This is a genomic window from Pseudomonas sp. HY7a-MNA-CIBAN-0227, assembly GCF_040310325.1.
Classification (GTDB): domain Bacteria; phylum Pseudomonadota; class Gammaproteobacteria; order Pseudomonadales; family Pseudomonadaceae; genus Aquipseudomonas.
Genome location: NZ_JBEOPT010000399.1, coordinates 1 through 230 on the forward strand (window position 1 = coordinate 1; position 230 = coordinate 230).

Genomic DNA, 230 nt, shown 5'->3' on the forward strand with positions numbered 1-230 from the left:
GTACACAGGCGTCGGCAGGCCCATCATTTGCGCAAGCAGGCTGCCCAGGCGCGGGCGCAGTTCGCCACGCGGGATGATCAGGTCGATCGCACCGTGCTCCAGCAGGAACTCGCTGCGCTGGAAGCCTTCCGGCAGTTTTTCCCGCACGGTCTGCTCGATCACGCGTGGGCCGGCAAAGCCGATCAGCGCTTTAGGCTCGCCAACGATCACATCGCCCAACATTGCCAGGC

General features: G+C 64.8%; 1 pseudogene. It reads right to left on the minus strand.

Features of this window, described 5'->3' with window-relative positions:
• Positions 1–230 (minus strand): annotated as a pseudogene (locus tag AAEZ06_RS28420) (acetyl-CoA carboxylase, carboxyltransferase subunit beta); the annotation flags it as partial.